This window comes from Bacillus sp. FJAT-50079 (assembly GCF_018343515.1).
GTDB lineage: Bacteria > Bacillota > Bacilli > Bacillales > Bacillaceae_C > Lederbergia.
Window position 1 is genome coordinate 204,980 of record NZ_JAGYPD010000001.1, and the last position, 21,853, is coordinate 226,832.

Below are 21,853 nucleotides of genomic sequence, written 5' to 3' on the forward strand. Positions count from 1 at the left end.
CCCCCAAAAATCAAGTAGTAGGGCATTTATTATTATTATTGCTTAAAGCCGATTGAGTTAACCCTTTGATTTACTTATATAATCATTTTACTAAACGCAAAAACGTGCAGCAATGAATTTAATTGCTGCACGTTGAGATATGAATGTTAATCCAACGGAAATAACGGTCTTGGGACATGCTGATAGTTGATTTTCTCAATTCGTTGATATGTCGCTCCAAGTGTCATGGAGAGAATGTCCAACTTGGAAACAGCACTTAACTCATTAAACAAGTAACCTTGTTTGACTACAATAATGTCGTAATCCTTCCAATTTAATCCGGCACGGGTAAAGTGGTTTAATGTAATAAACGACTCACCGCGATTCGCAACAACCAAATCTAAGTTACCATTAGAAACTGTGCATACATCTCCTACTTTGTCGCTTGTTGCGTTTAAATAGCCTAGAAGATCACCCTTTGCTTTAAGTGTTCCTTCTAACAAAATAGGTTGACTATTTTCATCGATTTTTGTTCCGACTTCAACCGTGACAGCTTCTCCAACTTCGTAAGAGTTCAGTTTTTCATAAGCGGCAGGATCGGAAATGGCGGAAATTAATACCTTCTTGTCGCCTAAATCCTTATTCTTAAATAAATCCAACAGCAAGGTGCTCATCCCAATTGCGCCAGCAGTTGTATTATCTCCAGAATCAGAAATGAAGACTGGTTTAAGCTGTTCATTCAGCGCCCTTTCTACTGATTCTTCTGGGTCAAGTACAACCGCATCAAAATCAAATTCATGGCGTTTGCTAAACACATAGTCAGCTAATTCTCCCTTTACTTTCTCAGCTAACTCTTCGTATTCTTCTGATTCAGGAATAACGAAAATGGAAGAAGCTGTGTTTTCTGAGTCACTCCATGCGTGACAAATGAAAAATGATGCCGTTGAAATTCCTTTAATTTTTTCAATCTCATATAATTTTTCAAAAATCGAACGGAGCGGTTCACTTTTCCCAAGTGCCTTTTCACCCGGAATAATCATTGGCAATCTAGTAAACGCTGGTTTGATCTTTGTATTATTTTTTAAACAATCTACTAATAGTTGGGCGGTCTCTTTCTCGACCTCAAGCTGATCAACATGCGGAACTGTGCGGTATGCTTTCACAATATTGATGTACTTATAATAGTCTAATGCAATATTACCATGAATATCCATTGTTAAAGAGATCGGAATTTCCAGGCTAACACATTCACGTATTTCTTTCACGAGTGCCAGTTCACCTGAACCAATTTCCTCAACAACCATCGCTCCGTGCAGATGTAACCAAATCCCATCGATATCTGGATTTTGCTTTAACGTGGAAATAAATTTATCTGCAAAGTAGCGATAGGCTTCTTTTTTGACAATGCCTGATGATAATGCGGTTGCATAAATACTTGGGATAACTTCAATGCCATTTTCTCTAAATACTTCTGTTCCAGCAAGACGGCTAGCAGCATCTTCGCCCTCCGCTAATACAAAATCATGTATATCTGTTAGGATCGGATTAAATGTGTTTGTTTCGTGATATAGGCAGCCCACAACTACTTTCATTTTAATGTCCTCCTTATTTTTGTTTCAAAGCATTAACAATGTCTCCATGTTCTTTATCCAATTTATAGAAGAATAATACGACGACTTGAAGAACGGTGATGATAATAGGCAACGCTAACATTAGTATCAAGATCATATTTTTCACCTGATCTGTAATTGCCGCTGGATTATAACCAGCCCACCCCAAAGCGTAAGCAAGCAATGCCGAACCAAGTGCTACACCAAACTTTGTAGAAAAGCTGTAACTTGATACGAGTAAGCCTTCTGGTCGTTCGCCAAACTTATATTCCTGATAATCAATCGTATCACCAAGCATCGTAAGGTTCGCAGGGTCTCCGTAACCAATTAGAATATTGGCAATAAAGAAAATAACAGAGAATAATACGATGGATTGACCATCCACAAAATAAAGGGAAGCAAGTAATACTGCTGCAATCGCATAGAAAAGCATACTTGAATTACGACTGCTGAACTTTCTTAAAATAGATAGGGCAAAGAAACCACCTGCTAAATTAGCAGCGTTTAATAGAGTAAGATAATAAGGAACCATACTAGGTTGTTCCAGTACGTAATTCACATAATAGATAAGAACACCGTTCATAATCCCTAATCTAACAAACCATAAAAATGAGTTTATTGAAGTAAGCACCCAATATTTATTTTTAAACATTTGACGAATAGAGCGCTTTACATTCGTATTCTTCTTCACTTCTTTAAGCGGTTGTACTCGCTCTTTACAATACTTAAAAGTAAGCCAGAATAAAATGATTCCAATAACCGAATAAATAGCCATTACAATCGGAAAGCCCAATTGCTGATTTCCGCCGCCAAGCAGATTTACTAAAGGAAGTGTTAGGGAGGCTACTATAATAGCTCCAATTGACCGACCAATCGCCCGGTAACTATTTAATTCACCTTTTTCCTTTGAATCCCTTGACATCATTGGCATCAGGGCCCCGTAAGGAATATTAATTGCTGTATAAACAATGCCCAGAACCGTATACGTAATGTAAGCATAGACAAGCTTACCTGCATAAGATAAATCTGGGGTAATAAAGGTAATCACACTTAAAATCCCAAAAGGAATAGCTACATACAGTAAATATGGGCGTGCCTTCCCATGCCTACTATTTGTTTTATCAACAAGAACTCCCATTATTGGGTCGTTTAGCGCATCGAAAATACGTGTAATAAGGAATAGTGTTCCGACAGCCGCGGCTGTAATTCCGAAAACATCCGTATAAAAGTATAATAGATAACTATTGACCATTCCCCACACAAAATTCGAAGCAATATCTCCGTAACCGTAACTAATTTTTTCTTTCAGACTTAGCTTTTTAGTAGGAAATTCATTTCCATTATTTTGTATAGCCCGCTCCATAGCCATAGGTCTTCACACTCCCTCTGTTGTAATAAAATCAGGTTAGTTAAAATTTCCCCAGAACTTCTTACTCAATACTCGCTGCCACTCCATCTTTAAGCGCTTTCTTCAAATCGAGAAAATATCAATCTTCTATACATGTAAAGCTTCTTCTGTTTCTTGTTCAACTAAGTAAGCTGCCCCAATCATTCCGGCATCATTACCTAGTTTGGCAATTTCAATTGTACATTTATCGCTAATTCTTGGTAGGGAATACTTTTGAAAAGCCCGTGTCACTGGTTGAAGCAGCTGTTCCCCAGCTTTCGATACCCCTCCGCCGATAATGATTTTTGAAGGATTAATCATCGTAGCCGCATTGGCAATTAAAAATCCCAAAATATCAGCCGTTCGGTTAATAACACTCTCACTAATCGTGTCGCCTTTTTTGGCTAGATCAAAAACATCCTTAGCGTCTAATATTCCTTGCTTGTGATACAGAGCCGCTAATCCGCTTTCAGGATTTTCAGCAATTTTATCCATCGCTTGATTCACAATCCCAGTAGCAGATGCAATCGTGTCTAAGCACCCCACACGGCCGCAATTACAAGCATATCCTTCTGGATCTGCAATAATATGCCCAATTTCCCCCGCTGTACCATTCATTCCATTTAAAATCTCACCATTTGCGATCACGCCACTGCCTACGCCTGTCCCAAGTGTAATTGCAATAAGATCTTTCGCTTTATTTCCAGAACCCATCCAATTCTCAGCCAAGGCAACTAGATTCACATCATTTTCGACATATACTGGTAGACCAGACCGTTTTTCTAATTCTTTTCCGAGTTCAAAGTCTTTCCAGCCAATGTTTACCGCCTCGTAAACGATACCAGTTGTTTTATCAACAAATCCTGGTGCACCAACACCTATTCCTAAAATATTGGTTATTTGAAATTCCGTAATCTTACTAGAAACTGAATTCCAAATTTCGTCAATAATATAAAATCCCTGTCTTTCCTTATTTGTCTCTATTTCCCATTTATGAATGATATCACCTTGCATATTCAGGAAACCGATTTTGACCGTTGTTCCTCCGATATCTATTCCAATGATTGTTTCACTCATTGAAGTCACCCTTACTCTAGCTGTATTTAATTGATCAGTGCCTAAAACGAGAAAACATCTTTTAGGCACTAACCGTTTTTCATGTTTACTTATTTGCTAGATTAGAATAGAATATTAATATTTTTTTTCTAACAAAGAAGCTGCCGTGTCGTCCATAATAAATGTTACATTTGGATGTGCTCTTAAAATAGATGCAGGGAAATCCTCATTAATTGGTCCTTCAAGCGTAGCTTTTACCGCTGCAGCTTTTCTCTCTCCAGATGAAGCGACAAGAATATGTTTTGCCTCCATGATATCGGCTAATCCCATTGTCAACATTTGCGTAGGCGCTTCTTCAGCTGTCAAATTATGGTATCCCATTGTACTATCAATCGTAGATTGATCACTGTCCGCTAAAAATAAACGAGAGTTAAATGGTGTACCAGGTTCATTTGCAGCTAGGTGTGCGTTCGTTCCAAGTCCAACAATTTGCAAATCACGTGGATATTTTTCTAGAATTTCTCTATAACGATTGAGTTCTGCTTCTACATCCTCAACACTTCCATCTAAAAGACCAATGTATTTCGGGTGTTCTTTAATCAAGCCATAGAAGTTTTTATGCATGTACGTGTAAACTGAAAAAGCTGCCTCTCTCTCGGAAACGTATTCATCAAGATTTGTAAAAATTGAATTCGCAATATTAAGCTCGCCATTATTGATTGCTTCAACCAATAATTCAAAAGTGCCGTCATAACTTGCGCCTGTTGTTGTATTAATGCTTGCGTTTTCGTTTTGCTTTAATGTTTCAGCAATTACGTCAAATGCTGCTTTTGATAATTCTTTATAATCTCTTACTTGAATAATTTTCATGATATTTCTCCTTTAAAAAGATATTTTCTGAAATACATATTAAACTAAGTTTAAATATAATAGATATAAAATCCATAAATACGTTAACAAGGAGCTTAGTTATATTGAATTCCCCTCATTTGTTAAACTAAGTTTAATAAATGTATTGTAACATCCAATTATTTAATATACAACCGCAATTTGAAAATTAAATAATTGGATGTTTTCTTTAAGGTCTATATATCATCATTTGAAAATCGCAAAAATTCATTTAACACGAGGGCACTCGCTCCAATTACTCCACTATCTTTACCAATGCTTGGATGGATGAGGTGAAAAGAATGATTAAGTGGTGACCAAACATATTTATTCGCTATTGCTTCAATGTCCTTCACTAATAGTGGATATTCTTGAATCATTGGACCGGCCAGCAAAACTCCTTTAGGGTTATACATACAAATCACATTGGCAATCGCTAAGCAAAGATAATGACGAGCCCGATCAATCAGGGTTACCGCCCAACTTTCCTCTCTTTCATAAGCAGCAAAAATCTCCTTAATCGGTCTTTGTGATTGCTTTTCAATTTCGGAGGAACATACATACGTCTGCAAACATCCTAATCTTCCACAATCACACATCGCTCCGTTTGGTTCCATTGTTATATGGCCAATTTCTCCAAGCGTATTAAGATGGCCGCGTAAAATTTCACCGTTCATCATAACAGCGCCACCTACTCCGCTCCCTATATAAATGCAAACAGAGTCGTGAAATTCAGTCATATTTCCAAATAAACTTTCTGCTAAAAGTACAGTGCGCACATGGTTATCGACATATACAATATAATCGATCTTTTTTTCCAAGTACGCTTTTATTTGAACTTTTTCCCAGTGAAACTGAGGAACAATGAGCGCCTCACCGTCTGGCCACGTAATAAGGCCGGGTATACTGATCCCAACCGCAATAATCTTTTCAGCAAACTCATGATCAACCTGTTCTATTAATGCGGAAATGCCTTCCGCAATTCTATCTAGCACGGTTTCTGCACCTTGTTTAGCATCAAATTCCAAATACTGTTTATCTAATACTTTTCCGTTTAAAGCGACGATCCCAATTTTAATTGCGTTCCAATCCACTTCTACCCCAACAATGTAGGAACCATTAGGATTTATCTCCAATAGCGTCGCCCGTCTTCCAACCTCCCCTTCTATTTGCCCTACCTCGATTACTAACCCATCATTTATCAGTTCTTTAATAATTTTTCCAATACTTGTATGACTCATCTTTGTTAAGTTTGCTAATTGAGTTCTTGAAATTTGTTTATGTTTTTGTATTAAGCTTAATAACATAAAATAATGATATTTCCTTACTCGTCCTTGATCATATTTCAAATTAAACGTGGACATACACTCGCCCCTCTCATATAAACATTTATTAAACTAAGTTTACATATTATATAACTTTACCAACGATTGTCAATTTAGTTGGGATTAGCTGAAGCCATTAGGCCCAACATAAAGAAGATGGAGGTTAATTTCCCCATCTTCTTTATGCTAGAATCTTTCTATAAAAGCGTTCGTCCCACTCTTTTCAGCAAACGATTTTAGGTTTAATACATGAAGTTTTTTGTATGATCTACCGAATTGTAGTTTTAGCTTGTACTAGACTTACTTCATGATCAAAGGGGTAAAGCGGTCTAGCAATATTTTTAAACTCTAGTTTATTAAAATATTGATACGTTGCTCCTGGAGAAATAGAGAAAATACTCATTTTCGAAATTTCACTCAACTGAGCAAACAAATATCCTTGTTTCACTATAACAATATCATATTCGTGTAGATCAAGACCAGCAGCAATAAAATGTCCATTTGTAATAAATGATCCAGCCTTATCTGCGATCACCACATCCATATTTCCCATCGAAATAGTACAGACTTTCCCAACTTTATCACTTGTACTTCCAAGGTAGCCTAATAAATCACCTTTCGCTATTAATCTTCCTTTTATAAATATGCTTTGACTATTTTCGTCATAGTTTTTCCCCACATTTACTTCTACTAATTCCCCCACTGAACTCCCAACAACCTGCTCATATGCCTTTTCATCAAATATAGAGGCGATGCAAACTTTCTTTCCATTTAAATTTTCTTGATTAGCAAATAATTTTAACATCATTGTATTAATTCCAGGCGCTCCACCTGTTGTATTGTCACCCGTATCTGAAATAAATATCGGACTCTCATTCGATTCAATCGCATATTTAATAGCATCATCAGGTTCTAATGCAATGGAGTTAAATGTAAATTCACCTCTCTTTGAAAATATATAGTTGCCTAACTCAACCGCTTGTTCCAGTGCATACTCTCTATCATCATTTGATTCCGGAACAATTACAATAGTTGACGCTGTATTTTCCGTATCCGCCCAAGAAAAGCCGATAAAAAAGGAAGCAGATGCAATTCCTTCCATCAACTCTAATTCCTCTATTTTTTGAAAAATTGTCCTCAATGGATCTTCTGCGCCTATCGCCGTATCTCCTCCAATAATGATTGGAAGCCGTAAATAAACAGGTCTAACATTTGCATTGTTAATGATTTGCTGTTGAAGCAATTTTGCTGTAATAACCTCTGTTTCAGGTTGATCAACATGAGGAACCGTACGATAAGAACGTATAATATTAACATTATCGACCAAATCAGAAGGGAGATTTCCATGGATATCAAGTGCTAAAGAAATAGGAACCTCATCACCTACTATTTGTCTAATTTCCTTAATTAATTGCCATTCTCCAGAACCTATATTTTCAACAGTCATTGACCCGTGTAAATGAAGCCAAATTCCATCAATATCCCCTTCATTCTTTATTACTTCTAAAATTTTATTTGCGAAATATCTATATGCTTCTTCAGTGACAATTCCTGATGAAAGACCAACTGCATATATAGACGGAATGACTTCCATCCCTGCTTCTTTAAACACTTGTGTACTAGCTAATCGATCTAGCACTTCTTCTCCTTCAATTAATACAAAGTCCGATGAATGTGTATAAAATGGGTTAAATGTGTTCGATTCATGATAAAGGCATCCAACAACGATTTTCATAGAATTACCACCTCTTTTAAAAGTAAGTAACTGCTTTCGTCTATTATTTTTTCTTTCTAATAGAGATATCAAACCAAACAGCAGCAAGTAATATTACACCTTTAACTACCATTTGAAGAAACGAAGATACGTTCAACAAACTCATACAATTATCAATCGCAGAAAGCAATAATGCCCCTATTAATGCGCCCGGAATAACACCGATTCCTCCAGAAAGACTCGTCCCACCGATAACGGCCGCTGCAATGGCATCGAGTTCTAATAACTGGCCAGCTGTCGGAGCCGCACTCCCAAGTCTTGCAGTCATGAGCACTCCAGCAATCCCATATATTAACCCCATCACCAAAAATGCGGTAAATAAGTGTTTTGTTACTTTAACTCCTGACAATTTCGCTGCATCAGGATTTCCTCCTATAACGTATATATTCCGTCCAAATTTAGATTTTGCCATGACCAAATTCATTATAATAACCCCAACGCCAACAATTACAACGGCCATTGGGATACCTTGGTACCCTAGAAAGATCCAAAAAGCTAGAATTGTAAGGAAGAAGATAGGTAGTGCTTTAAGCCAAAAGCCTTGTTTAAATGAAATCCATTGCTTTAACTTCATCGCATTTCTAAATGTAAGAAATAAAGCAATAGACGCAATTAGAAAGATAATGATAAAAGAAGCAATGATTGAAATATATCCTTCACTTAGATATATAAATTGAGAAGAGACGGGACCGACAGTGGCAGCATTGGTCCACACATAACCAATCCCTCTAAAAATAAGCATTCCAGCAAGCGTAACAATAAAAGCAGGAATATTAAACTTCGCGACCATCATCCCTTGAAATGCTCCCATTAAGAGCCCTGCTAAAACGGCACAAATAATAGTAGGTACTAAACCTAGTTGGTATGTAACCGACAATTGCCCTGCAACGACACTCACTAGGTAAACTGCTGCACCTGCACTCAAGTCAATCTGTCTAGCAATGATTAATAACACCATGCCTGAAGAAACGATTCCCAAAATAGCTGACTGTCTTAATAAGAGAGAGACATTTCGTTGTGACAAAAATACCCCATTCGTTAAATGATTGAATACCCCCATAATAAGAGCAATCGCGATGATTATAGCTATATGTTTCCAACTCAATTTTCCAAACAGCTTAAATTCCTTTGGTTTTTCTTTATTTACGATCATTGCATTGGACATTATTACTTCTCCTCTCTTATGAGATTTTTCCTAAAGTTGCATATTCAAGAGCTACTTGACGGTCTGTTTCTTCCGGGATTAAAGTAGAAACTAATTTCCCTTGGCGCATGATCATCACACGATCCGATACCCCAAGCACTTCTGGCAAATCGGAGGATATCATTAAAATAGCTTTCCCTTCCTTAGCCAACTGATCTAGAATATTATATATTTCGCTCTTTGCTCCTACATCAACTCCTTGAGTCGGTTCATCTAAAATCATCACCTTGGAATTGACCGCAATTAACCGCGCGAGAATACATTTTTGTTGATTACCACCACTTAAAGATTTTATCGTAGTATCCAAACTTGCCGTCTTGATATTTAAATCTTCAACAAATTTATGATTCTTAATTAATTCTATTTTGGAATCAATCATCCCGTAATTACCGAGCTTTTCAAGTGTGGACACAGAAATATTTTTACTTACTGATAGTTCAGGTATGATAGCAAGACTTTTTCTATCCTCTGGAAGATAGCCAATCCCAGATTGGATAGCATCCCAAGGACTCTCAATTTTCACTAGATTTTCTTCCATAAAAACTTTTCCTTCCGCCGCTGCATCCCAAGCTCCGATAAGTCCCATCGCCAGTTCTGTTCTGCCTGCCCCGACAAGGCCAAACAAACCTAGTATTTCTCCTTCTTTAAGAGCAAATGACACATCATCAACTAATTTACGGCCTGGTAATTTAGGATCATACACAGTAAAATTTTGAACATTTAAGATTTCTTTACCGGATTTACGAACGATAGGCGGAAAGAACTGATCTAAGTCCCTTCCTATCATAAGAGAAACGATTTTTTGTTCATTCATCTCTTCAACATCTTTTGTATCGATAATTCTCCCATCCCTCATCACCGTTATGCTATCGGAAATGGCAAGAACCTCTTCCAATCTATGAGAAATATAAATAACCGCTATCCCTCTTTGTTGAAATTCTTTGATCTTTGCAAATAAAATTTCACTTTCTAAGTTTGATAAGGTTGATGTCGGCTCATCTAAAATTAGAACTTTAACCTTATTCCAGAGGGCTCTTCCGATTACTACCATTTGCTTTTGAGCCACCCCAAGCTCCTTAACCTTTGTTATGGGAGATACGTGTAACCCTACCTCTTTCATAATTCTTTCTGCTTCTGAATAGAGATTGAAGTAATCAATAAACCCTTTATTTTCTGGTAATTGATTCATAAATAAATTTTCAGCGATAGAAAGATCATCGACTAAGTTTAGCTCTTGCGGAACCATAATAATTCCATTTTTCTCAGCATCGGCCACTCCCTGAAAACCCATCGTTTTGCCTTCCAGTCTAATTTCTCCATCATAATTACCACTAGGATGCACGCCGGAAAGTGCCTTCATCAATGTTGACTTCCCAGCTCCATTCTCACCAACTAATGATCTTACTTCTCCAGCCTTCACACTCAAGTTTGCATTATCGACAGCAAGCACACCTGGAAAACGAATGCTAATTGAGTCCATTTCTAAGACCATATTATGACCTCCTAAAGGGGAGAATTGCCTTCTATTCGCAACTCTCCCTTTCCTATTCTCTAACCCTATTTACATCCCTCTGGCGCTTCAACATCTTTGTAGACATCTTCAATCTTCATCCAACCTTCAGGGGCGTCATCTTTAATAAATGAGCATAAATTGTTTTGATCGACAGGCATCACATCCGCAAAAACTGTTGGAACATCGTACTTTCCATTATTGGTAGTGCTTTCAGAAGTTAACTCTTCTTTTTTCGCAAGTTGAACTGCTCCAATAATAGCTTTTCTTGCTTGATCATCTATTTTTGTCCAAATCGACATCGTTTGTGTACCTTCAGCGATCATACGGGCACTCCCTAGTTCTACATCGAGGCCTGAAATAAATGTTTGTCCTTGCATGCCCCTTCCTTTCACTGCTTGGGCAACACCCATTGCTAAACCATCACTCGAAGACAAAAATGCCTTAATATTATCATTTTGGGCTGATAATGCATTTTCCGCTGTTTTCAACGCTTCTTCAGTAGACCAGTTTTGATGCCACTGTTCTGCAACAATTTTAATATTTTGTTTATCCTTTAAAATTTCATCATAGGCTTCCGCAATCCCTTGTGCCACTGTACTTGCTGGGTCTCCTTTCAAAACAACAATATTGCTTTCACCTTCTCCAACATAGTCAAGCGCGGCCATCGTTTGAAGTTCTCCAACCTTGTAATTATCTCTAGTTACAAACAGATCTACCTCTACTTCTTTAGGCAATGCATCGTATGATACGACAGGCACACCTTCCATTTTGGCCTTTTCAACATAAGGTCCTATTTTATCTGTTACTGGTACAACGATTAGAGCATCAATTCCTTGTGAAAGGAGATTTTCAATTTGATTTCCCTGCTTTGTAACATCATCATTTGCCCATTGAACAATAATCTCTGCTCCCAATTCTTTTGCTTTTTCCTCCATAAACTTCAGTTCAAATTTCCAGCGAGGCTGAACTTCTGTCTTCATTGCCAATCCAATTTTTATCTTTTTGTCTCCAGATTTTCCAGTGGCTGTATTTTCAGATTGGCACGCTGTTAAAAGAAGTAATACTGTACACAGCACTAAGATGACTAACCGTTTACCAAGACCTTTCATGATATACCCCCTAAGTTTTTAAATTACCAATATTCTGTAAATTACTTCACTGCCAAAGCATAATCCGACGATAAGAACAATGGAGTATAATAGCCTGGAATTGTTGATAATGGCAATAGATCTTCATTAATCGTTAACCCAAGCTCTTCACGCATAAAATTCCTTCTATTCTGAATGCGCTTCCATAAATCTGGATACTTACCTGCTAATTGGTTTCTTAAGTCTTGATCCGCAATTACTACTGTGTCCTCACAATTTAACACGATCCCATCATCCATAGGCGTAGGAATGATATCACATTGAATCGCCATTCCTGAGGCCACTTTCTCCTTGCTATTAGGCTGGAACATCGTATGAACCCATTCATCTGTACTTGATAAATGCCCTGGGTTCAGCAAAGGACGGAGACCACCTATTTCTAATTTGTTCGATATTTTCTCATACACCTCTCCTCCAATAGAACCGGCGGATACCGCTTCATACCACGCAGCAATTCCTCTGTAATATGGAATCGCCCATTTCTTTATAAACTCCTCATTATGTTCTTCTACTAAACCAGCTCGACAGCATAATCCGCCCCAATAACCGACTGCTGTGAAAATTCCCTCACCATGTTGGATTGTTTTACCACTTGGACTACGCAGGGCGACAATATCCCTATTTCCTGACGCATACATCACATGGGCTGATAGCGGTTCACCAGCATATCCCATATGAGACACTGCCTCCAACTCACTAATACCGGGTTTTGTTCCATGTACTATATTTCTAATTGCAGCTGACGCTCTTGCCGCTCCCCATTCTAATGCAGCGATTTGCTCCACTTCGTTATTTGCCCGCAGACCTTTAACTGGATCCATTAAAATGTGAGTAACATCCTTTAAGCCTTCACGCCCTCCTACAACCTTGGAAAGAACATCAACCAAGACAGATGGTACATACATCCCAAAGTAATTTGATCTCTCTTCTTCCTCTAAATATTTCCATCCACAAACCCCTAAATCGTCACCCTTTGATATTCCAATATTCCTCAAAATTGCATCTAAACGAGGCGCTTCACTGCGGTCTTGTCCCATTAAACTAAAAGATTGATATAAAATGACCTCTAATGACGGTTTAGCGACACTTACATACATAAGCCCCTCATTCCCCACAATTAGATGCTTTTTATTATTTGGACCAAGCACTAAAATTGCTTCCTCAAATCTCGGGTCAAACGCTGTTAAATAATGCAAGTTGGCAAAATGTTCGCGATCACCATACACAATTACCCATTTAGATTCGGCTTCCTTATATAACTTTTTGCATCTCTCTTCATAAACTTCTTTTGGAATCTCCGGAATATCTTGTGGAACTTCAAATTCAGGCAGTGTTATTTGTCTCCATTCTAGGTTCATCTTACATACCCCCACTTTTCAGATAATATATAACGAAGCAATACAGGACAATCAGTAATTTAGGAATGAATCACTCCCTTCAATAGAAATATCATTATTGTTGAACCAACCCTATTGGGGATTCTAAAAATTCCTTTAATACTAAACAACTTGCTCCAATTATTCCTGCTGATCCTTCTGATTGGTAATGAATATTAACCTCTTGAACTACTTCACTCCATAAAAACAGCGATAGCTTCTTTTTAATAGAGCCTACCCAGTCAGAGTCTCTTTCGATCATTGGTCCTGCTAAAACAATCACTTCCGGATTATATGTACAGGCGACATTCGATATAGTCATAGCTAAATATTCAGATGCTCGATCTAATAGATTTATAGCCCATCTTTCGTTATTATGTTTAGCAGCAAAAATTTCATTGATCGATTTGCCACTTTCCTTTTCTAATGCTGAGCTGCAAATATAAGTTTGCAAGCATCCAATTCGTCCACAATCGCATAAAATTCCATTCGGATCGATCGTTGTATGACCAATTTCTCCAGCGATGTTATTAATACCCCTTACGACATCACCTTTGTCCATAAATGCTCCACCAAGTCCACTCCCTACATAAATACAAGCCGCGCTCTCCATTCCCACTGCACTTCCGTATAATATTTCTCCTAAAAGAATCGCCTTAACTTGGTTATCTACAAATACAGACATTCCTATCTTCTTCTCCAAATAGTCCCTTAGCTCAATATTGCTCCAATGAAATTGCGGGATCATCACAACTTTCCCACTCGGCCAATCAACAATTCCAGGAATACTAACACCACACCCCATAAATCTATCTTTAAAATCGATGTATTCATTTTTCATTTTGTTTAATAAATCTGCAATCATATCAAGAATGTCAAAAGGTGAATCGGATGCATCTATTTCCTGTTTTTGTTTAATGAGGACGCTTCCATTTAAATCAACAATTCCTACTTCTATCGAATCTAATTCAATTGTTACTCCTAATAACAGCCCCCCTTTTGGATTTACTTCTAAAAGGATTGCTCTTCTGCCAACCCCTCCCTCTGTTTGTCCGACCTCAACGATAAAATGCTGGTCAATCAGCTCTTTGACGATCCTGCTTGTACTAGTTGCACTCATCTCTGTCATTTTCGCCAACTCTGCCCTTGAAATAGGACCAAATCTCTTAATTAATTTAAATAACAACAACATGTGGTGCTTTCTAACCATACTTTGATCATGTTTAGTTTCTAACATCATATTAGTATCTCCTGAATTTTTAGTAGTTTTTATTATGTTTCGTTTATAAAATGACGTTTTTTTGAATTAATAACTCCACCGGTGTTACTAATTAGGATTATAAACTCCCTCTTTTTAATCGTCAAGAACTTTCTAATAAATCTAATAATTTTTATTTTGCATAGGTGAAATAACTGTATTTGGGAGTATAATAACGAACTCCTTTGAACCCCGGAGAACATTAAGCATTCCCCCCCTCTGTTCTCTTATTCCAAAATGAGTAGTGGATGAATAATCCGCTTTGACCTTTTCCCCTTATCTACTTCCTTAACGATCACTTCTATAAACCCCACAAAAACTCCTCGATTAATTCAATCTATAAATCCATGTAAGGCAAGTAACGTTTATGATTTTTTCATAAAATAACTCTTCTGTGTCCGTAGATTAAATGGGGAATTAAAGTTTCAAACAAAATTTAGAGGAGGATGACAATATGCTTTAAAATATAAGTTCAGCAATAGTAATCATGTTGACTCTCGTTTCATTGGCAGGTTGAAAACCATCGGATAAATATGCCGGTGATTGGTTTGCTGTTTCAGAGGATGGAGAAAAAGCAATGATCCACTTTTCAAAAGAAAAAACAATGACCATCTCTGATGAGGGTGGTAACGAAGATGAACATGAGCTTAATCAAACGGGTGCAGGCTTTCATAATAATGTTGGGTATTATCAAATTAAGATCGATGGTTCAAGTTATTATTTTTGAAAATAAAAAGGATGAATCGAATGCTACTCTCGTAAAACAAACGAATGTAGCGAGCGATTTTAAAGACCTCGTTGGTGATATTATTTATACGATGAACTGAGACAGCTATCCGGATGAGTCAAAGTAAGAATTCGATGGTGGGCTGAAATAAATAGCTAATGGGGATTCAAGAATATACCGCATTTTAACAAAACGGAAAGAAATGTATGTAGAAACATTGAACTAGAAGTAAGGGGAATCTGCCTATCGATTCGATGATAAAATTCTCTCCGTAGTCTACGGGATATTTTTATTATTAAGTCATTATTACATTCCATCCCAGTATTTTTTCACGAAAACAATTATCTAATATCCTACCATCAAAAAGAAGCATCTATTTTTTAAAGATGCTTCTTTTATGATTCAAGTTATTTATTGCGCTGTTAGCTCTCCCTTTAAGCGATCCTCTAATTATAGAAAACTTCTTCTCTTAAATCAGCATTCCTGCAATTGCTGCGCTTAACAGGTTGGCTAATGTCGCCGCTATTACCGCTAGTAAACCCATCTCTGCAATATCTTGTCTTCTTGATGGTGCAATTCCTCCTAATCCACCAATCATTAATGCAATTGCAGCTAGATTGGCAAAACCGCAAAGCGCGAAGCTAATCATCGCTACACTTTTAGCAGACAGATTAGCAATCTCAGGTGCAAAAGCAGTGTAGGCAACAAATTCGTTTAGCACAAACTTCTGTCCAATAAAAGAAGCAGCCTGTAACGCTTCATCCCACGGAACTCCGATGAGGACGGCAAGCGGAAAGAAAATGTACCCCAAGATTTGTTCTAATGTTAACGTTCCAAATCCAAAGATCCCGCCAATTGATCCGATAATTGTATTAATCAAAAAGATTAAAGAAATGAAAGCAAGTAATAATGCACCTACACCTGCTGCTATTTTTAATCCATCCGCTGCTCCACGCGCAGCTGCATCTACTACATTTCTTGATTCCTCATCTTTGATCATTTGGATGCGCACATCCGTGTTTAGTTGCTCTGTTTGTGGCATGATGATCTTTGCTAATAACAATCCTGCTGGAGCTCCCATAAAAGCAGCCGCTAATAAATACTCTAAAGGAACCCCAAGCATTGCATATCCCCCCAAAACAGAACCAGAAACACACGCCATACCTCCTACCATGACGGCAAATAACTCCGATTTTGTCATTTTCTCAATATAGGGCTTAATGACCAATGGGGCTTCTGTTGGACCGAGAAAGATATTCGCTGCCGCTGACATCGACTCTGGCTCACTTGTTTTCAGCATTTTTGCCAAAAAGCCACCTATTAGCTTTGTTGCAAACTGCATGACTCCTAAATAATAGAGAACTGATATTAATGATGCAAAGAAAATAATAATTGGTAACACTTGTAATGCAAAGGTAAACCCTGCGTTATCTGCGTTCAATATTCCTCCAAACAGGAACTGAATTCCAGCATTGGACGAGTCGATTACGTTTTGGACAATCGCTGAAAAATATTGGAGAATCTTTCTTCCCAATTGCCACTTCAATACTGCAAATGCAAAAATAAGCTGAATGGCTAACGCGCCAATGACTGTTCTTAGATTGATGGCATTGCGTTTTCTCGAAAGGGCTGCTGCTAATGCCAAAATTCCGATTATTCCTCCGACTCCCCAGATGTATTGCATATTTCCTCCCCCATCATCGTCGAATTATAAAATGTACAGACGAGATAGCATACAGAGGCGGCTACCCGCCTCTTATGCTTAACAAATTTGAGCAACACCGTTTCTATATATTTGCCTGTTTTTAGCTTGCTCGTAGACAATGTTCACAAGTTTTCTATTGTATCGCACGCAATACATCAAAAAGCATTTCTTTGAATGCATGACGGTCAATCGCTTCACAAACACGAACATTCTTTGTTCGTTCCAAACGGTTATTAATATCCACAAGACTATATCCTCTTGTAAGTTCGCCAACTAATTCAATATCTACATGATAAAGATTAGATTTAGTCATTATATCTTCATTTGCTGCAACCGCAGCTAAAAGTGTGTCCGGATGCGTAGTGCCGTTTAATTGATGGACACTTTTATTAAATTTCATAACAACCCGATTTACATCGGTGAAAAACTTTGCCCCTTTTGTTGCCAATTTCTCAATTTCCTCGTGGTCACTGTCATCCATAATTGAATAGTTTGTACACATTTCCCAGCCAACCATAGTGATTGGAATACCCGAATGAAGGACAATTTTTGCAGCTTCCGGATCAACCCAGAAATTATATTCAGCACTTGGGGTAATATTTCCTAAAGCATTGTTTGTTCCACCCATGATATAGAGATGAGGAATTTTCGGAACGATTGTAGGATCTTTTTTAATTGCCATTGCTATATTCGTCAATGGCGCAATCGCTAATAAATGAATATCTCCAGGATATTTATGAACAGATTCTATTAGAAAATCAACAGCATGGCCTTCAGCTGGAGACTGGACTGCTTTTTCAAAAAATGAATCACCCATTCCATCTTTACCATGGACATCTTCAACAGTTCGATGTTCTCTTTCGCCCAGCCCCATTAACGGACGCTCACAACCTTTATATACTGGTACTTGTCCACTTTTTCCAGCGACCTGAATTGTGTAGAGCGCATTTTCAACCTGCTGATCAAATTGGACATTTCCACCAGTTATCATGATCCCTTCTACTTGAAAATGATGAAGGGCTGTTAATATCGCAATCGTATCATCACCAGCTGTATCCGTATCAATAATTACCTTTTTTCTCTCTATCATTTAGATTCCCCTCCGTTCTTAACTTGGCTAATTCCGTCATATAATCGAAAAATGCATCGCGATTCACATCATAAACTACATTCACCCGGCGGCCATCAGCCGTTTCAACCGTACGTCCCTGACTTGGTCCATCTGTAATGACAATACTATTAACCGTTTTCACTTTAACCAGATCACTATTGCCAATAAACGCAGTTGTCAACACATCCCATAAATAGTACGTAGAATTGGTTGAAAAATGAACGAGAGGCGGAACCATAGCGTAACATTGACCTAGAAAATCAGCCCCAATATATTTACGCTCTCTAGCCCACCGTTCACGCACATCCAAAGTCAAAGGTACTTGATTTGTGCTTTCAAGCGCTACTAAATCAATTTCTATACTGCTTTCCCATACCCGAGCCGCGGCTTCTGGGTCCCAAAATACATTCCATTCTGCGGTCCCATCATGTTCAGGTTCGTGAACATTTCCAGCTTCACGAAAAGTGCCACCCATCCAAACGAGTCTTTCAATTTTCCCTTCAATATCCGGAGCATCATCTAACGCACGTGCAAGGTCAGTGAGAGGACCCGTGAATAATAAAGTAGTTTTTTCAGTGGTATTACGAATAGCATCTATCATATGAAGGTGTGCCGGCTTTTTTGCTACCGGTGTGATAATTTTTCCGGCTTCATTTAAAATCGGTAGTGCATCTACATAAAAGGCATGCATACGCCAATCTTTTGGGAATGGATTTTTCCCTCGAGAATTTGATTCTGCTACATCGAGCTCCCTATTTCCAAAGCGATCAATAATTTTTCGACTTGCAAAAACTGCTGGCTCCAAATAACAATCAGCCGGAATAACCGATACTCCTGTCAATTCGACATTATCCATTTTCAATAATAAAAATAATGAAACAAGATCATCGACTCCACCGTCGTGATTAAAATAAACATGCTTTTTCGTCATCTCTATTTTCATCCTTTTCATTATATCTCTACAATTTGTTTTTCAAATTCTTCAAGCTTCTCCCTTGTTGGGAGGCCTGGAATAACGTCTCTCTTCGTTACACAATAGGAGCCGACAATACTTGACTTCTCCACGGCTTCCTTCAATGGTAGTCCCTCCGCAAGATAAACAGCTAGCGCTCCTGTAAAGGAATCACCCGCTCCCGTCGTATCAACAGCTTCCACTTTATAGGCAGGTACTTGTACCACAGCTTGTTGAGTTACAATTAATGCCCCATTTTCTCCTCGCGTTACAATCACAGCTTCTGGTCCCTTGTCTAATAGGTTAAAAGCAAGTTCTTCGCATTTTTGTATAGATAATGCTTCATTTGGATTTTCACCATTTAGGATAAGCAGCTCCGATTCATTCGGATTAATAATTGTTGTATATTGTAACAACTCTAACGCTTCAATATTGGCAGGAGCAGGATTTAAAATCACCGTTTTTCCTGATTGCCAAGCATAACGCAAAGCCGATCTTACGGTGTCAATACGATTTTCTAACTGACAAACAATAATATCAGCTTCATCAACCTTACTTAAAACGCTTTCATCATTTGGTAAAAGATCATGATTGGCCCCTGGATCAACCAGAATGCAATTTTCGCCTTCTGCGTTTAAAAAAATGAAGCCAACCCCCGTACTTTTATTGTTTGAACGTCGTACGCCCGAAACATCAATGTTTTCAGCTTCGAGCATACGAAGTCCCTCATCTCCATAACGATCATTTCCCAGACAGCCAACAAACGCTACATCACCGCCAAGTCTAGCTGCTGCAACTGCTTGATTAGCTCCTTTTCCACCATTACTTTCGGAGAAATTATGCCCGATTAACGTTTCACCCCAAACAGGCACACGATCAGTTTGGCATGTTAAACCGACATTATAGCTGCCGATTACTAGAATCTTTTTTGCTTCTGTCTCCATACCTCTTCACCCCTTGTAAATCTTAATCACGCTGTAAAAAAGAAGCCACTGAATATTTATCAGAACGTAACCATACATATGAAATTTCGACTGGTTTTGATTCATCTAAATACGTAATTTGATCCAAATATAGAACAGGAGTACCTATCGGTAACGATAAAAATAATGCTTGTTCCTCTTCTAATGCTCTTGCTTCAAACTGACGGAAACCATACTTAATTTTTCGACCGCTGTTTTTTTCAATTGCTGCAAACAAATGTGTCTTTTCAAAGTCAACTTGTTCAATTCCTCGACAAAGTTCCATATCAATATAGTTTTCAAGTACAATGACCGGATCATCTCCGATGTATCGGACACGTTTTAAGTAAAGCACGGTTTGTCCATCTTTTAATGAAAACTTTTGCCGAATTGATGCTTTTGGCTGTATGATACTTTTTTCAATTACTTTCGTCTCAAACTTAATGCCTTCTCTTTCCATTGATTCTGCAAAAGAAATTAATTCTTGTCCAAAAGGATGTGATATTTTAGGTTCCGCAACAAACGTCCCTTTCCCTTGAATTTGAATTAGAATCCCTTCTTTTATTAATGAAGAAATTGCTTTCCGAAGTGTCCCCCTACTAACATCAAGTTGCTTTGCTAACTCTTCTTCTGCAAGTAATTGATGATTTTTCTCCCATTCTTTTGTAGAGACTTTTTCACGAATCCAATCGGCTATTTGACTATATAAAGGTCTTGGATCATTTTTATTTATTACATTTATTAGTTCGTTCATTAAAAATACCCTCCCGAATTTATTCCCCATACCATTATACCTTTGTTTAAATTATATAATAGATGGCTCCACCAACAATAATAAACTCGGGATTTGGTTTATTAGTAATCGCTTAAAGCCTCACCAGCACCTGTTACGATTTTCACACCTGCACTTGTACCAAGTAATACTGCACCCGCATTTAAAATGGTGGAGGCACTTTCGAAGTCACGAATACCACCAGATGCTTTGACTAATGCTTTGTCTCCTGCAATTTTCTTTAACAATTGAACATCTTCAACCGTTGCATGGCCACCTTTTCCCCAACCGCTTGAATTTTTCAAATAAGTCACACCCGCATTTAAAGCAATTTCAGCAGCTCGCACCTTTTCGTCTTGTGTTAGCATTCCGAATTCAAGCATAACTTTTGTAACACGACCGTCCGCCGCTTTGACAATCTCCTTGATTTCGCTTTCAAATTCAGCGTACATTCCACTTTTAAAGAAACCAAAGTTTGGCATAAAATCAACTTGTTCTGCACCGAGTGCTACTACCTCAGCCATTTCACGAGCTTTACTTGTCGTAGTTAATCCACCCATTGGAAAACCAAGCGCTGTGCATACTTTAACATCTGATCCTGCTAAAATTGCCTTCGCTTCGTCAATCCAGCAAGGCTGCAGCATTACTCCATCAAATTTATATTCCATACAATCTTCACACAGTTTTAAAATATCTTCTCTAGATACATCGGGATTTACATTCGTATGCTGGATTTTACTTGCAATTTCTTGAACTGTATAAACTTTTGTTGTCATTTTTCTTCCTCCTTTATATACGTATATATACGTCTATGTACGAGTGTATACCTGTTTGATTAGTCTGTCAATATTTTTTTCTAGTTTTAGTTGATCATGTTTAAAAAGATTTGTGTATTAATCAATAAAATAGGATGACATCCTGTTATTGAATGTCACCCTTAACAATATATTCCCGCGTTAAACATGGAAGCGTACACCAAACGAAAACTTAGATGATGCTTTTTAATTTCCCTTTGACATGGATCTCGATTGGAAGTTGTAAACAAGGTCAAAGATTTATTTATTTTGTCAAAATATTTTTATAAAGAAATCCCTCATAAAAGTATG

At 37.8% G+C, this 21,853-nt stretch carries 18 protein-coding genes; 1 reads left to right on the plus strand and 17 read right to left on the minus strand.

The features are described 5' to 3' along the window. Nucleotides 1-146 precede the first annotated feature (146 nt). The 11 genes from KHA95_RS01040 to KHA95_RS01090 all read right to left on the minus strand — a co-directional run bounded on the left by KHA95_RS01040 (nucleotide 147) and on the right by KHA95_RS01090 (nucleotide 14,500). Nucleotides 147-1,571, minus strand: a complete 1,425-nt coding sequence (locus KHA95_RS01040) for a M81 family metallopeptidase (protein WP_213135618.1) — start codon at nucleotides 1,569-1,571, stop codon at nucleotides 147-149. A gap of 13 nt (nucleotides 1,572-1,584) precedes the next feature. Further along, nucleotides 1,585-2,958 (minus strand): MFS transporter, encoded by a 1,374-nt coding sequence (locus KHA95_RS01045; RefSeq protein WP_213135619.1) that lies wholly within the window; start codon nucleotides 2,956-2,958, stop codon nucleotides 1,585-1,587. Nucleotides 2,959-3,084: 126 nt separating this feature from the next. Then, complete coding sequence (locus KHA95_RS01050) at nucleotides 3,085-4,053, minus strand: ROK family glucokinase (protein ID WP_213135620.1); 969 nt, start codon at nucleotides 4,051-4,053, stop codon at nucleotides 3,085-3,087. Nucleotides 4,054-4,167: 114 nt separating this feature from the next. Further along, nucleotides 4,168-4,902: a glucosamine-6-phosphate deaminase gene (locus KHA95_RS01055; RefSeq protein ID WP_213135621.1), complete on the minus strand. Its 735-nt coding sequence runs from the start codon at nucleotides 4,900-4,902 to the stop codon at nucleotides 4,168-4,170. 215 nt (nucleotides 4,903-5,117) lie between these two features. Then, the gene (locus KHA95_RS01060) at nucleotides 5,118-6,284 is read right to left on the minus strand and encodes an ROK family transcriptional regulator (RefSeq protein WP_213135622.1); all 1,167 of its coding nucleotides are present in this window, start codon (nucleotides 6,282-6,284) and stop codon (nucleotides 5,118-5,120) included. Between the two features lie 229 nt (nucleotides 6,285-6,513). Beyond that, complete coding sequence (locus KHA95_RS01065) at nucleotides 6,514-7,980, minus strand: M81 family metallopeptidase (protein WP_213135623.1); 1,467 nt, start codon at nucleotides 7,978-7,980, stop codon at nucleotides 6,514-6,516. Between the two features lie 43 nt (nucleotides 7,981-8,023). Next, nucleotides 8,024-9,184 (minus strand): sugar ABC transporter permease, encoded by a 1,161-nt coding sequence (locus tag KHA95_RS01070; protein WP_213135624.1) that lies wholly within the window; start codon nucleotides 9,182-9,184, stop codon nucleotides 8,024-8,026. Nucleotides 9,185-9,200: 16 nt separating this feature from the next. Next, nucleotides 9,201-10,715 carry a sugar ABC transporter ATP-binding protein gene (locus KHA95_RS01075; RefSeq protein ID WP_349305417.1) on the minus strand — a complete coding sequence of 505 codons (1,515 nt, stop codon included), beginning with the start codon at nucleotides 10,713-10,715 and terminating at the stop codon, nucleotides 9,201-9,203. 65 nt (nucleotides 10,716-10,780) lie between these two features. After that, on the minus strand, nucleotides 10,781-11,845 hold the full coding sequence (locus KHA95_RS01080; protein WP_213135626.1) for a sugar ABC transporter substrate-binding protein: 1,065 nt from the start codon (nucleotides 11,843-11,845) through the stop codon (nucleotides 10,781-10,783). Between the two features lie 41 nt (nucleotides 11,846-11,886). Next, nucleotides 11,887-13,242, minus strand: a complete 1,356-nt coding sequence (locus KHA95_RS01085) for a M24 family metallopeptidase (RefSeq protein WP_213135627.1) — start codon at nucleotides 13,240-13,242, stop codon at nucleotides 11,887-11,889. Nucleotides 13,243-13,336: 94 nt separating this feature from the next. After that, a complete protein-coding gene (locus KHA95_RS01090; RefSeq protein WP_213135628.1) occupies nucleotides 13,337-14,500 on the minus strand; it encodes an ROK family transcriptional regulator in 1,164 nt (387 codons plus the stop codon). A 653-nt stretch (nucleotides 14,501-15,153) separates the two neighbouring features. On the opposite strand from KHA95_RS01090, the gene KHA95_RS01095 reads away from it, so the two are divergent. Beyond that, on the plus strand, nucleotides 15,154-15,345 hold the full coding sequence (locus KHA95_RS01095; RefSeq protein ID WP_213135629.1) for a hypothetical protein: 192 nt from the start codon (nucleotides 15,154-15,156) through the stop codon (nucleotides 15,343-15,345). Between the two features lie 369 nt (nucleotides 15,346-15,714). Here KHA95_RS01095 and KHA95_RS01100 read toward each other — a convergent pair whose 3' ends face one another. The 6 genes from KHA95_RS01100 to deoC form a co-directional block, all read right to left on the minus strand. Further along, a complete protein-coding gene (locus KHA95_RS01100; RefSeq protein ID WP_213135630.1) occupies nucleotides 15,715-16,929 on the minus strand; it encodes a NupC/NupG family nucleoside CNT transporter in 1,215 nt (404 codons plus the stop codon). Between the two features lie 154 nt (nucleotides 16,930-17,083). Then, a complete protein-coding gene (locus KHA95_RS01105) occupies nucleotides 17,084-18,040 on the minus strand; it encodes a nucleoside hydrolase (RefSeq protein ID WP_213135631.1) in 957 nt (318 codons plus the stop codon). Next, entirely contained in the window at nucleotides 18,012-19,004 is a 993-nt protein-coding gene (locus tag KHA95_RS01110) for a nucleoside hydrolase (RefSeq protein ID WP_481748403.1), read from the minus strand. Before KHA95_RS01110 ends, KHA95_RS01105 begins: the two co-directional genes overlap by 29 nt. Nucleotides 19,005-19,012: 8 nt before the next feature. Next, the gene (gene rbsK / locus KHA95_RS01115; RefSeq protein ID WP_213135633.1) at nucleotides 19,013-19,957 is read right to left on the minus strand and encodes a ribokinase; all 945 of its coding nucleotides are present in this window, start codon (nucleotides 19,955-19,957) and stop codon (nucleotides 19,013-19,015) included. A 22-nt stretch (nucleotides 19,958-19,979) separates the two neighbouring features. Further along, nucleotides 19,980-20,729 carry a GntR family transcriptional regulator gene (locus tag KHA95_RS01120; RefSeq protein ID WP_213135634.1) on the minus strand — a complete coding sequence of 250 codons (750 nt, stop codon included), beginning with the start codon at nucleotides 20,727-20,729 and terminating at the stop codon, nucleotides 19,980-19,982. Nucleotides 20,730-20,830: 101 nt separating this feature from the next. Further along, entirely contained in the window at nucleotides 20,831-21,523 is a 693-nt protein-coding gene (deoC, locus tag KHA95_RS01125) for a deoxyribose-phosphate aldolase (RefSeq protein WP_213135635.1), read from the minus strand. Nucleotides 21,524-21,853 lie beyond the last annotated feature (330 nt).